At 30.2% G+C, this 12563-nt stretch carries 12 protein-coding genes; 6 read left to right on the plus strand and 6 right to left on the minus strand.

All coding sequences use genetic code 11. The annotated features are described in order from the left end of the window. Window positions 1-11: 11 nt before the first annotated feature. Window positions 12-560: a LytTR family DNA-binding domain-containing protein gene (locus DMR38_RS13680; RefSeq protein ID WP_127721842.1), complete on the minus strand. Its 549-nt coding sequence runs from the start codon at window positions 558-560 to the stop codon at window positions 12-14. A 398-nt stretch (window positions 561-958) separates the two neighbouring features. Here DMR38_RS13680 and DMR38_RS13690 point away from each other — a divergent pair, with 398 nt between their 5' ends. From DMR38_RS13690 to DMR38_RS13700, 3 genes are all read left to right on the plus strand, one after another. Then, the gene (locus DMR38_RS13690) at window positions 959-1870 is read left to right on the plus strand and encodes an AEC family transporter (protein ID WP_127721843.1); all 912 of its coding nucleotides are present in this window, start codon (window positions 959-961) and stop codon (window positions 1868-1870) included. An 820-nt stretch (window positions 1871-2690) separates the two neighbouring features. Continuing rightward, window positions 2691-3278: an RNA polymerase sigma factor gene (locus DMR38_RS13695; protein WP_013239297.1), complete on the plus strand. Its 588-nt coding sequence runs from the start codon at window positions 2691-2693 to the stop codon at window positions 3276-3278. Further along, entirely contained in the window at window positions 3265-4122 is an 858-nt protein-coding gene (locus tag DMR38_RS13700) for a DUF4179 domain-containing protein (RefSeq protein WP_127721844.1), read from the plus strand. Before DMR38_RS13695 ends, DMR38_RS13700 begins: the two co-directional genes overlap by 14 nt. A gap of 65 nt (window positions 4123-4187) precedes the next feature. Here the strand turns inward: DMR38_RS13700 and DMR38_RS13705 are convergent, their stop codons facing one another. From DMR38_RS13705 to DMR38_RS13715, 3 genes are read right to left on the minus strand one after another with little or no spacing between them, the layout of a single operon-like run. Continuing rightward, a complete protein-coding gene (locus DMR38_RS13705) occupies window positions 4188-4802 on the minus strand; it encodes an ABC transporter ATP-binding protein (RefSeq protein ID WP_127721845.1) in 615 nt (204 codons plus the stop codon). Between the two features lie 47 nt (window positions 4803-4849). After that, the gene (locus DMR38_RS13710; protein WP_127721846.1) at window positions 4850-5602 is read right to left on the minus strand and encodes an ABC transporter permease subunit; all 753 of its coding nucleotides are present in this window, start codon (window positions 5600-5602) and stop codon (window positions 4850-4852) included. Further along, window positions 5565-6563 (minus strand): ABC transporter substrate-binding protein, encoded by a 999-nt coding sequence (locus DMR38_RS13715; protein ID WP_127721847.1) that lies wholly within the window; start codon window positions 6561-6563, stop codon window positions 5565-5567. Before DMR38_RS13715 ends, DMR38_RS13710 begins: the two co-directional genes overlap by 38 nt. Before the next feature lie 701 nt (window positions 6564-7264). Here DMR38_RS13715 and DMR38_RS13720 point away from each other — a divergent pair. The 3 genes from DMR38_RS13720 to DMR38_RS13730 are packed head-to-tail and all read left to right on the plus strand — an operon-like array spanning window position 7265 to window position 10578. Further along, window positions 7265-8326 (plus strand): NDP-sugar synthase, encoded by a 1062-nt coding sequence (locus DMR38_RS13720; RefSeq protein WP_127721848.1) that lies wholly within the window; start codon window positions 7265-7267, stop codon window positions 8324-8326. A 20-nt stretch (window positions 8327-8346) separates the two neighbouring features. Beyond that, window positions 8347-9507, plus strand: coding sequence for a glycosyltransferase family 4 protein (locus DMR38_RS13725; RefSeq protein ID WP_127721849.1), 1161 nt, complete (start codon window positions 8347-8349; stop codon window positions 9505-9507). Window positions 9508-9510: 3 nt separating this feature from the next. Further along, a complete protein-coding gene (locus DMR38_RS13730; protein ID WP_127721850.1) occupies window positions 9511-10578 on the plus strand; it encodes a glycosyltransferase in 1068 nt (355 codons plus the stop codon). A 50-nt stretch (window positions 10579-10628) separates the two neighbouring features. Here DMR38_RS13730 and DMR38_RS13735 read toward each other — a convergent pair whose 3' ends face one another. Both DMR38_RS13735 and DMR38_RS13740 read right to left on the minus strand, forming a co-directional pair. Further along, window positions 10629-11720, minus strand: coding sequence for a glycerol dehydrogenase (locus DMR38_RS13735; RefSeq protein ID WP_127721851.1), 1092 nt, complete (start codon window positions 11718-11720; stop codon window positions 10629-10631). Window positions 11721-11839: 119 nt separating this feature from the next. Further along, window positions 11840-12535: an SDR family oxidoreductase gene (locus DMR38_RS13740; RefSeq protein ID WP_127721852.1), complete on the minus strand. Its 696-nt coding sequence runs from the start codon at window positions 12533-12535 to the stop codon at window positions 11840-11842. Between the last annotated feature and the right edge of the window lie 28 nt (window positions 12536-12563).

Here is a 12563-nt window from a genome sequence, read left to right on the forward strand (position 1 = left end):
TATAAACCTCTCTATACGCCAAGAAATTTCTTAAAATCGTTCAAATATTTTCGTGTAACATAAACCTCTTCATCTATATTCATAATTTTTAATATAAGCTTACTATTAAACCAGGAAATTATACGATCTACCTTCTCTATATTTACAACAAAACATTTACTCACTCTTATGAATCCTTTACTTTCCAGCTTTTCTTCTAACTCATAAAGCTTTTCCTTTACTTTATATTTTTTGTCCCTTGTTCTGCCGAAAACGTCATTACCCATAGCTTCAAAATAGTAAATTTCATCATAAGTTAAGACTTTAAGTTCGTCCTTTTCACATCTTCCTGTAATTATATTTTTAAATTCTTCTTTGCTTGTTGAAATTTCATTTAAATAATCCATTAAAACATTTATGGTCGTCATATCAAAATATATGCCTATTTTTCCCTTTTCTAAAGGAAATCCTTTTTCAATTACACACACCTTGGCATCCTTATTAATTTCTATTTTCCGGGTATTAAGTATTTCTTCTAATACTCTGGTCATATTTTCAGAACAAATTAAATTCATTTCCATGATAAAACCCCATTTTTCACATTCTACTATAAAAAAAAGTTCAAAATTGTACTAGGTACGTTGCTGATAACTTGACTTAAAATAATCGAGACAAGGTAACTTGCTCCCAAGGCTCGTCTATGTTGCCGCAATGTAAAATTTATTGCCGCTAAACTTTTCCATTCCATAATTCTAACGAATTGTATAGAAAGAACCAGTTTATCAAGCATTAGTGTAAATCTTATTTACTAATAAGTCAATATTTATTTCAATTTCTTATTTATCCCCCTTTATACGCTATTTGAATCAGATATAAAAGCTTTTCAATTGCTAACTTAATGTTTGACAACTTACATATTATCTGTATATGATAAATTTGTTTATATAATTTTTTATAAGAATAATAGGAAGGTTAGTATATGGGAACAAATACAGTAATAACTCAAATAATATCATTATTTTTAGTTGCATTAGTAGGTTTTTATGGTGGTAAGAAAAATATTATAGATGAAAATTTATCAAATGGATTGTCCAGGCTATTAGTAGAAATAACCACTCCTTTTTTAGTTATTTCTTCATTTAGTATTTCTTATGGTTCAAATATTGCAGATAATATTATAAGGACTTTTATTTACAGCTTCATAATATTTATATTAACTCCACTATTCGTAAAGCCTTTACTTATAGGAGTTGATAAAAGCAAGAAGAACGTTCTTGAATTTGCAATGGTGTTTTCAAACTGCGGCTTTATGGGATTTCCTGTAGCTCAAAGTATTTTTGGAAATGAGGGAGTTGTTTATGCTGCTATATTTAACATGGTTTTCAATATTTTTGTATGGACTTATGGTGTAATGTTATTTAATAATACAAGCAGCTTTAAAGAAGTAATAAAATCTCTTAAAAATCCAGGAATAGTTTCTGCAGTAATCGGGCTTTTAATTATGGTATTTTCAATAAAAATCCCACCTATGTTTATGAGCACAATGAAAATGGTGGGAGGTCTGACAACCCCCATATCTATGCTTATAATAGGAAGTTTATTGTCAAGAAGTGAGCTTAGCAAAATCATTAAGGACAAGAGTATGTACTATGGTTCACTCATAAAACTTATACTTATTCCAGCAGCATTATACATAGTTTCACTTTTATTTAAAGAACATTCTATGGTATTAAAGACACTAATCTTAATGCAAGCTATGCCTGCAGGAGCGTTTACAACAATTTTTGCAGAAAACTTTAACAAGAATAAAGAGTATTCTGCTTTTATAGTATCCTTTTCATCACTGCTTTCAATAGTTACTATACCAATTGTAATTAAACTTTTCATCTAAAGTTTGTAACCAGAAAATCAACTTATACTCCGTATATTTTTTACAAACTTCAGCTCGTTAAGTATTTAAAAGAGCTTCATTATTGTGAAAATATACCTATGTATAAGTTGATTTTTAAGTTAGAATACTTATGTAGATTGTAAAGTTTAAAACTAAATCTATAAGTGCCCAAAATTATTAATTATAAGCAGATCTCTTGACATCAGGTTGAGTTTTGACTCCAACGATGCTTATTCAAGCTTCTTAGTACCTCTAGCACTTAGAAGGTGTTATCCTTTAGAGGAAATCGTATCCAGGCGTGTATCCACAGTGCTTGTTCCCCCACTTTGATAGTCGCTTTCGTAGAGTGTAATAGTGGTGTTAGCAACAGTAGCAATCAGATAAATCTTGGTTGAATCTATAACTTTACTATTTAAATCGAACTGGTAATTTAGATAAGTTTAATGACAGAGTTAATTATCTATATATAAGTGATTCTAATTGAAATTTTAACTTATACATAAAATATACTAACAAAATTGAAATTACACTTAAAAACTTTTTTTATAAGTCTTAGTGAGGTATTTTAGAAAATCTTAGAAGCTTATATATGTCTGAGGTACGAGTTTATATAAGCTTCTTTAGATTTTCAAAATACCAAGCTTTAGACTTATAAAAAGTTTTTAGTATTATGAAATTTGTTAGTATATGGCTGGTATAAGTAAACTTTCTATTTAGACACTCTATAAAGAATTATAATTAAATTATAATAAATTTTTGAACCTTTTTGAGCTAAGGTGTCTCTTATATAATAGGTGCACCTAAAAGAGGAGGTAATTAAGTGAATAACATCGACATAATACAGCGCTGCAAAGAAGGTGATCTAGATGCCTTTAATATATTATTTGAAGAATACAGTGTAAAAGCTGTACGTACTGTATATCTTATAACCGGTCAAAAAGATATTGCAGAAGATATAGCTCAAGAAGCATTTATAAAATGTTTCAATCAAATAAAGAAATTAAAAAAAGCAGAGGCATTTGAATCATGGTTCTATCGCCTTCTTACAAGAATATGCTGGAGGTACTGTTCAAAACAAAAAAACAACCTGTGTATTGATGATATCAATGATAAAAATACAGTTTCAAGCAACTCACTATCTGACATAACAGAAAAAAATGAAATAAAACATCTTGTGGATAAGGCCCTTGATAAATTGAGTATGCCTTTAAAAACAACAGTTATCCTATACTATTATAATGAGTTGTCCATAAAAGAAATAGCACATGTATTAGGATGTTTTGAAGGTACGATAAAATCTCGGCTGCATAATGCTAGAAAATTACTTAAGAAAGAATTTTTAACTGAAAATTTTGAAGGTTACTATTTTAATGATAATAAGGATGTGAGGTGTAATGAAAATGCTTAATCAAGAACAATTTGATAAAAATATAAAAAGAGCTTTATTAAACAAATCTCAGGGTATAGTACCATCTGATAACATGTTTGAAAATATAAAATCTGAAATTAAATCAAATAGGAGTGATAAATATATGTCTAGAGAAAAATTCTTACCTTTTAGTTTAAATATTAAAAAAACTGTCATTGCTGCTTCCTGCGGATTTCTTATACTGGCAGGCTCAGTTGTTGCATCACCAAATTTAAGGGCTTCAGCTCTTCAAAGTATAGGTAAACATGTTGATGGTTATACAGATATGAAGAATTACAATAAAACTCCATCTAAAGCAGATTTACAAAAGGATTTAGGTTACAGTGTAAAAATACCTAACTCTCTCTCTGGAGGATATAAACTGGTTGAAGCTGGTGTAGATGGGCATATAAATGGTGCAACCCCAGACAACCAATATGATAATAGAGGCGCATATGCAACCTATTCCATAAATAATGATAGAAAAACAACCTTATCTCTTGGAGCTTCAAAGAGATCTGTAGAAGCAGATGATCCAATATTTAAAAATGCCGTACCTGTAAAAATGGGCAGCATTACAGGATATTTTACACAATATAAAGTACATGAAGCACCTGAAGGCACTAAATTTTCAGCTAAAGAAAAGCAGGATATCAAAGATGGCAAGGAAGTTCTAATTGGTATGGGAAGTCCGAAAAAAAATGTTAAGCTCAAAGAAAAGTTTAGCCAAGAATGTGCATTAAAGTGGAAAGATAATGGTATAAACTATCAACTTACTTCTATGGGCAATTTAAGTGAAAGTCAAATGTCTGAATTGGCTCAATATGTAATAAGCTCTAAATAGCTAATATGGCTGGTATAAGTATAAAATTCACTTATACCAGCCATATATTAGTAAATTCTTAATTTTTAATCCAGTGAATAGATCACATCACCTAATTGTTCAGCTTCCGCTTTGTCATGAGTGACCAGTATAATGGTCCTTCTATTTTCGCTGTAAATCATTAAAAATTTCTCTATTATATCACTTTTTAATCTATCATCAAGTCCCTTAAAGGGCTCATCCATTAAAAGCAAATCACTTTTATAAGCAAACGCCCTGGCAAGTGCAACTCTTCTTTTCATTCCTCCACTTAATTTGTAAGGAAGCTTGTCTTTATAATCCCACAATTCTACCATATTCAAAAATTTTCTTACAGCTAAATCTACTCTACCTTTGTCCATAGTAGATTTTAATACAAAAGCAACATTATCATATACACTAAGGTATGGAATCAATCTATCCTCTTGAAACACATAAGATATGGTACTTCCTTTTAAATTAACTTCTCCATTATAATCTTTTTCAATTCCACTTATTATATTTAACAATGTGGTCTTGCCACATCCTGAAGGTCCAAGAATAGCTGTAATCCTATTTTTCAAAAATTTCATATTCAAATTATAAAAAACAGGTACTTCCTCATAGTATTTACTCAATCTATTTATTGTAACTTCATATTGGTCTTCATTTTGCTCTTCCATAAAATCCCCCTCTTTATCAATGCACAATTTACAATTCTAGTAAACAACTACTTTTTTGCTCTACTCAAGTAATACTTAAATATTTTTTCAAAAATAAAACTTAAAATTACAATTACAATAGTCCAAGCAAAGAGTTCTGATGTTTCCAAAGTTGTTTTAGCATTTAAAAGATTTAGTCCTATAGAATAATTAGGAGTACTTAATACTTCAGATGCCACTGAAACTTTCCATCCGATTCCAAGACACATAAATATTCCTGATATAATATAATTTTTTATACTTGGTAGATATATATCTTTTATCACATACTTTTGCTTTACATTATATACACTTGCCATCTGTATTAAATATTTATCTACAGACTTTATACCTTCAATTACATTTGTATATATTATTGGAAAGCATATAAGTATGGCTGTGAAAATCACCACATTAGATGAATTAAACCACACTAAGGCTATAATAATTATAGATATAACTGGAGTAGATTTTACAGTAACCACAAGAGGTTCCAATAATTCTTCTATAAATTTATTCATTCCTGCAATTACACCAGTTATAATTCCAATAGCTATGGATAATAAAATTCCAATAATCACTCTTAATATACTATTAAAAACGCTTTCCCAAAAATAATTTTTCCCCATTAGAATTATTAGAGTTTTTAATACTTCAAAGGGTGACGGTAAAAGAAGAGAATTATTCATAAAAAGGGAGCAAAGCTCCCAAATCAGCATCCAAAATATCAGTATAGATAGTTTTTTAATTATTTTTGTTTCCACTGTAATAGAAATTTTCATCCGGCATTTTTCCTCCAATGGATTTTGGATTATTCTCATTCAAAACTTCATAAAATTTTTCCAGAGCTTGTTTTCCATCTTTAGCACTTATAAATACTATATTACTCTTTGGAATAGCCATTTCTGCTACTTTAGCCTTTGGAATTATACTTTCCTTTGCTATAAGTTTTCCTGATTCTTGTTTATTTTTATTTACAAAATCTACTGATTCTTTATATTTGCTCAAGAAAGTATCTAAATCTTTTCCTCTCTTATCTATAAATGATTTTCTAAAAACTAAAGTTCCCATTACAAGCTTGCTTTGTCCTTGGGAAGCCTTGTCCCATTCTTTTGTCAAATCTATAGGTATTCTTAAATTACTATCCTTCATTTTAGTTGTAGTTACAAAAGGTTCTGGTAAAACAGCCAGATTCACTTTTTTAGATGCTATTGCTTCAGCTAAATCACTGTGATCCATTTTATAATCAATAGTCACATCTTTTCCTGGTTCCAATCCATTTTTCTTTAATATGTAATTTAGCACATACTCAGGAGTAGAGCCCTTACCACTTGAGTAAATGGTCTTTCCCTTTAAGTCAGCTATACTGTTTACTGTATTTCCATTTTCCACAATGTATAAAACACCTAATGTATTTATTCCAACTAACTCAACTTGACCTTTGGTTTTATTGTATAGAATTGGTGCAAGATTAGATGGAACTGCTGCACCGTCCAATTCTCCGTTTACAATTTTAGACACTATTTGATCAGCAGAATTATAAACAGTGATATCATAATCATTTTTGTTTTCCATAAGTTTTGCCATACCCATTCCAGTAGGTCCCTTTAAAGCAGCTATTTTAATTTTATCTTTTTTAGCTGAAGCTGAAGTTGCAGTTGAATCATTAGAACAACCTGCTGCAAATAGGGTTGAAATTATAATCATAAATGACATTATAAATGTACCTATCTTTTTTTTCATAAAATTCCTCCTATAGCTAATTAACTTAAAACATAGACATAATTCTATTTATTATCTATTTTATTATAACATTATCTTCAGGCTTTAATTAATTTTATATTTAGAATTTTTAAAAATATGGTTGACATAATAGTCTTTTTGGATTAAAATAAAATTATTAACAATATATACCATAAATTACTATCAATTTGGTGGTTTAAAAATATCTTAAATTTCACAGTTATAAATTCATATCTTAACCTGATCTCTTACTTTAAGTTTAAGATCGGCAATAGTTATCTAAAAGCATTACCTTTAAAAAGATAATTGTTAATAACTGAAAAATATTTATTAATAAAAGCATTTGAAAGAAAATAACGAGTCAAAAATGTGACGAATATTTTTTATCCCATGACTACCCACTCTAATGTTCACACTTGAAGAAGTGTGAACATTAGAGTGGCTACGTCCCTGGATAACAATTTCTAAACATCAGATGGAGTTTAAAACTTCATCTGATGCCAAGAACTTTGTTTATAAGACTAGAAAGCAGATTCCGCATATAGTGAATCCTATCTGAGGGTTCTGTTGATAAAGTATGATAAAAAATAGGTTAGCATACTAACTGGTTATTTCTTTGAAAATGCCTAAACATCTTTGTAATTATATATTAAGATGTTTATTAAATTTTAAAAATTTATTCAGCATAAGGAGGAATCAATATGAAAGCATTACTTTTAGCTGGAGGCAAGGGCACTAGACTAAGGCCTTTGACAGACAAACTTCCAAAACCCATGGTTCCAATTATGGGTAAACCGCTTATAGAAAGAACTATACTAAAGTTAAAAGAATCTGGTGTTAGTGAAATTGTCATAAGCACCTGTTATAAATCTGATTATATTGAAAATTATTTAGGTGATGGTAAAAAATATGGATTAAAAATACATTATATCTCCGAAGACTTGCCTTTAGGTACAGGAGGTGCCATAAAAAATGCCGAAAGTTTCTTTGATGACACTTTTATAATCATGAATTCAGACATAGTACATAATTTATGCTACTCTGATTTCATAAAATTTCATAGAGAAAAGAAAGCTTCTGTTTCCATAGCTATGACTGAAGTAAAAGATCCATCTCAGTATGGCGTTATAGAATTTGATGAAGACAACTATATAAAAGCTTTTAAAGAAAAACCTAAAGAAGGAGAAACCAACTCAAAATGGATAAATGCAGGAGTATATATATTTGAGCCAGAAGTACTAAAAGAAATACCTGAAAAGGAGATTGTATCTATAGAAAAAGACACTTATCCCCTGATTTTGAATAAAAGCTATAAAATGGCTGCCTACAAATACACCGACTACTGGATAGATATAGGCACAATAAAAAAATATATAAAAGCACATGTAGATATATTGTACAGCAACTGCAATAAACTTATGAAAACAAAAAATCTTACAAATAAGAGTAATATAATTTTTAAAAATAAAAGTGTCAAAATTCATCCCAGTGTTAAAATAATAGGACCTGTATTTATAGGTGAGGACTGTATCATTGAAGCAAACTCTCAGATAGGTCCTTATGTAGTTTTAGGTAATAATTGCCATATTGGTGTTTCCTGCAATGTAAGCAAGAGTGTACTGTGGGATAGAATAAATGTACATGAAAATGTTAATCTGACAAATTCTGTGGTAGCTTCAGATTGCACTATAGAAAAATATTGCAACATAACTAATTCAGCCTATGTTTCAAACAATTATAATAATAATTTACTTGCAATATAAAAACTTAAGAGGTGATATCATTGAAAAAAAATATAGTATTTTTGAGTACCTATCCGCCACGTGCCTGTGGAATAGCTACTTTTACTGCCGATCTTGTGAAAAATTTGGGAAATAAATTTTCTTCTAATTCCTATAAAATAGCTGCTGTCAATGATGAAAATTATAAATATCCAAAGGAAGTATCCTTCACATTAAATCAATTTGACAAAAAATCCTATATTCATCTTGCTAATATGCTAAATAATTCCGATACTAATTTAGTTGCATTAGAACATGAATATGGAATATATGGCGGGGACTGCGGAGAATATATATTAGATTTTGTAAATAATTTAAATATTCCATTTATAACTACGTTTCATACCATACTTTCAATGCCTTCTGAGAAACAAAAATTTATACTCAAAACTCTAGGTAATAAGAGCCAGAAAGTCATTACTATGGGAAAAAGTTCTATAAAAATTTTGATGAACACATATAATATTCCTGAAAACAAAATCATACTTATTCCTCATGGAGTCCCGGATATTGTTGTAGAAGATAGAAATTGTTTAAAAGAAAAACTAGGATACAAAGATAGAAGCATAGTAAGTACTTTTGGACTTCTAAGTCCTGGAAAGGGCATTGAATATGCTATAGAATCTATTTCAAAAGTAGCAAAGAAACATCCTGAAGTTCTTTATCTTGTGTTAGGTCAAACTCATCCTTGTGTAAAAAAGGAACAAGGTGAAAGTTATAGAAATAGACTTAAGAATTTAGTATCACAATTTGATATTAAGAACAATGTACAATTCGTAAACAAATATCTTACAAAAAAAGAAATAGTGCAATACCTAACTTTATCTGATATATACATGACTCCCTATTTAGGTAAAGAACAGGCTGTAAGTGGTACTTTGGCCTATGCAGCAGGCTATGGTAGAGTTATTGTTTCTACTCCTTATAGGTATGCACAAGAAATGCTAAGCAAAAATAGAGGAATTCTCGCAAAGTTTAAAGATGCAGATTCACTGGCAAAGGCTGTAAATTTCTTATTAGATAACCCTATTAAACGGCGTAATATGGAAAATTCGACCATGAAGTTAGGCATAAAAATGAGATGGCCTTCTGTTGCAGCACAATATGAAAATCTATTTGCTTCTGTTATAAAAAGCAGTGAAATTGCAACTCAGGTGGTGTAATATATGATTACCTTTGAAGAAAAAGATTGTACGCCCCTTTTTATCATGACTGATGATACCGGAATGATACAGCACAGTGTATTTTCAGTTCCAGATCCGAACTCAGGATACACTACAGATGATAATGCAAGAGCTCTCATTACAGCTGTAATGCTGTATGAAAAATTCAAAAGTGAAAAGTATATAAAATTAATCTTTACATACACTTCATTTTTACTCTATGCTCAAAATAAAAGGGGAACCTTTAAAAATTTTATGGATTACAATAGAAATTTCATTGAAGAGGAAGGCTCTGAAGATTGTTTTGGAAGATGCCTGTGGTCACTAGGATATATGTTCCAATCAAAAACTATTCCATCCTCTATAAAACATGCAGCTGAAAATATGATATCAAAAGCCTTACCCAATGTAAAATCATTGTCTTACATTCACAGTAAAGCTTACTGCCTTTTGGGACTAAACTTTATTTACAGCGAACTTTTAGAAACCAGTTCTACATTTAAAATTTCAAAGCATACTGTAAAAGAAGATATAACTATGCTTTCAGATTCTCTTGTAGAAAATTTTAAATGTTACAGTAGTGATTCCTGGAAGTGGTTTGAAAATAATCTCACTTATGCTAATGGCATATTTCCCTGGTGCCTTTTAAAAAGCAGCAATACATTAAATAGTAAGGAATATTTAAATATTGCTCTAGAGGCTTTAAATTTTTTAGAACAACATTGTTTTAGAAAAGGTTATTTCAAACCTATAGGAAACAATACCTGGTTTAAAAAGGGAGATTCTCACCCGTCTGAATTTGATGAACAGCCTTTAGAAGCCTGCGGAACAGCCCTCATGTATATGGAAGCTTACAAATTACTTAAAGACGCAAAATACTTGGATAAAGCAAAATTATGTTATGAATGGTTTTTAGGTAAAAATTCCGCCAAAAAATCACTTGTAGATAGTTTTACAAGAGGAGGCATGGATGGAATAATGGAAAATGAAGTAAATTCAAATCAAGGAGCTGAAAGTATCATAGCAAAAATACTAACAGAGCTCCTTCTCTCAAAATATATAGACTTCTAAGTAAAAAATCAACTTATATTGCGTATAAGTTGATTTTTTACTTATATTCCTTATTTATATTGCTTTCCTAATTCATCTGCAGCAAGTATAGCAGAATATACGTCCTCCTTTGTAACTTCAAATGGCATATTATGCATAGTGTCATTTTCAGCACAGGAAATTTCAGCTACTTTCATTATGTCTTCATTATTTACTTTCTTAATACCCAAATCATTTAATGTAATTGGAAGACCAACCTGCAAGCAAAAATCTATAACCTCTTCTATTTCTTCCATAGGACTGTTTTCAAGCATCAATTGAACTAAAGCTCCAAAAGCAACTTTTTCTCCATGATATAATCCATGACATTCCTTAAGTACTGTAAATCCATTATGAATAGCATGGGCAGCTGCAAGTCCACTGCTTTCAAATCCAACTCCACTTAAATAGGTATTTGCCTCAATTATATTTTCCACAGCTTTAGTTGGGACTTTATTTATAACCGCCATTTTAGCTTTGAGACCATCTTCTAAAAGCGTATCATAGCATAACTTTGAAAGTGCAAAAGCAGCTTTTGTAGCCTTTCCGCCTGACATAGTAACAGCCCCTGATTTGACACAAGCCCTTGCTTCAAAATAAGTAGCTAATGCATCTCCCATACCCGAAACTAAAAGTCTTACAGGTGCTTTTGCAACTATAGATGAGTCTACCAGTACAAGATCTGGATTTTTAGGAAGCGCCAGATATTCACTAAATACCCCTTCATCTGTATATATTACAGAAAGTGCACTACATGGAGCATCTGTTGCTGCTATAGTTGGAACTATTACAACTGGTATTTTGGCATAATATGCTACAGCTTTTGCTGTATCAAATATTTTTCCTCCTCCTATACCAATTACAACATTATTTCTATTTTCTTTTAATTTTTTACACAATCTATCTATTTCATTCTTGGAACATTCTCCATTAAAAGCTTCAAATGCTAACGAAGAATCCTTTCCTTTAAAACTTTCTTCTATTGTACCTCTTGTTCTCTTAATTCCATTTTCACTAGCTATGATAAAAAAACTATTTCCAAGATTTTCAACGTAGTTAGATATATTTTTAAGTTCGCCGTTTCCCTGTACATATTTTCCCGTAGAAATAATAATTCTTGACATCTTTAACCACTCCTAATCTTAGTTATTTTTTTAACAAAATACACCTGTATTATAACATTAAACCTTCTGTTATAAAAGTTAAAAATATCCACAAATATATTATATTTGTGGATATTTTACTACTTTCTCTTTATTCTATGCTTCTGAGGTTTTAAAGTAAGTTCTGTTACTACCAAGTTAGAAGGTTCCTCAAGTACCCATTCCACTACATCTGCTATATATTTACAATTTATATAAAAGTCTTCGCTGCTATCATCTTCACTGAAATTTGCATTTCTATAGAAATTTGATTTCGTCATATCTGGATGTATTGTTATTATTTTTACACCTGTTTTTCTCACTTCACTAAAAAGGCTTTCAGAGAAATGAGTTAACCCTGCTTTTGTAGCAGAATAAGCACAGCCATAAGTACTTATCTCCTTTGCCGTAACTGATGATATATTTATTATAATTCCTTTATTTTTCTTAAGCTGCCTCATCAGTATACTACTGAGTACCATAGGTACTTCTAAATTCACTGTTATCATTTCATGTATCTTTCTAGGATTTAATTCTTCATGTGGGCCAAAATATCCTACTCCACTATTATTCACAAGTAAAAATATTTCATCTTTGGCCTTTATTTCATCTATTCTCTGGAAGAATTTATTTGTATTTGTTATATCACAAATTTCTCTTATAAAATTGGGGCTATCAAATTCTACCTTGCAAAAATCTCTACCAAATCCATAAACCTTATAACCCATATTCAGCAGTTTCTGAGCTATTTCAAATCCTATACCTGAAGAAGCTCCCGTTACAATTGCCGTTTTCATCCTTACACCTTCTCTATAATTTTGTATT

This window comes from Clostridium sp. AWRP (assembly GCF_004006395.2).
In the GTDB taxonomy this organism is placed as follows: domain Bacteria; phylum Bacillota; class Clostridia; order Clostridiales; family Clostridiaceae; genus Clostridium_B.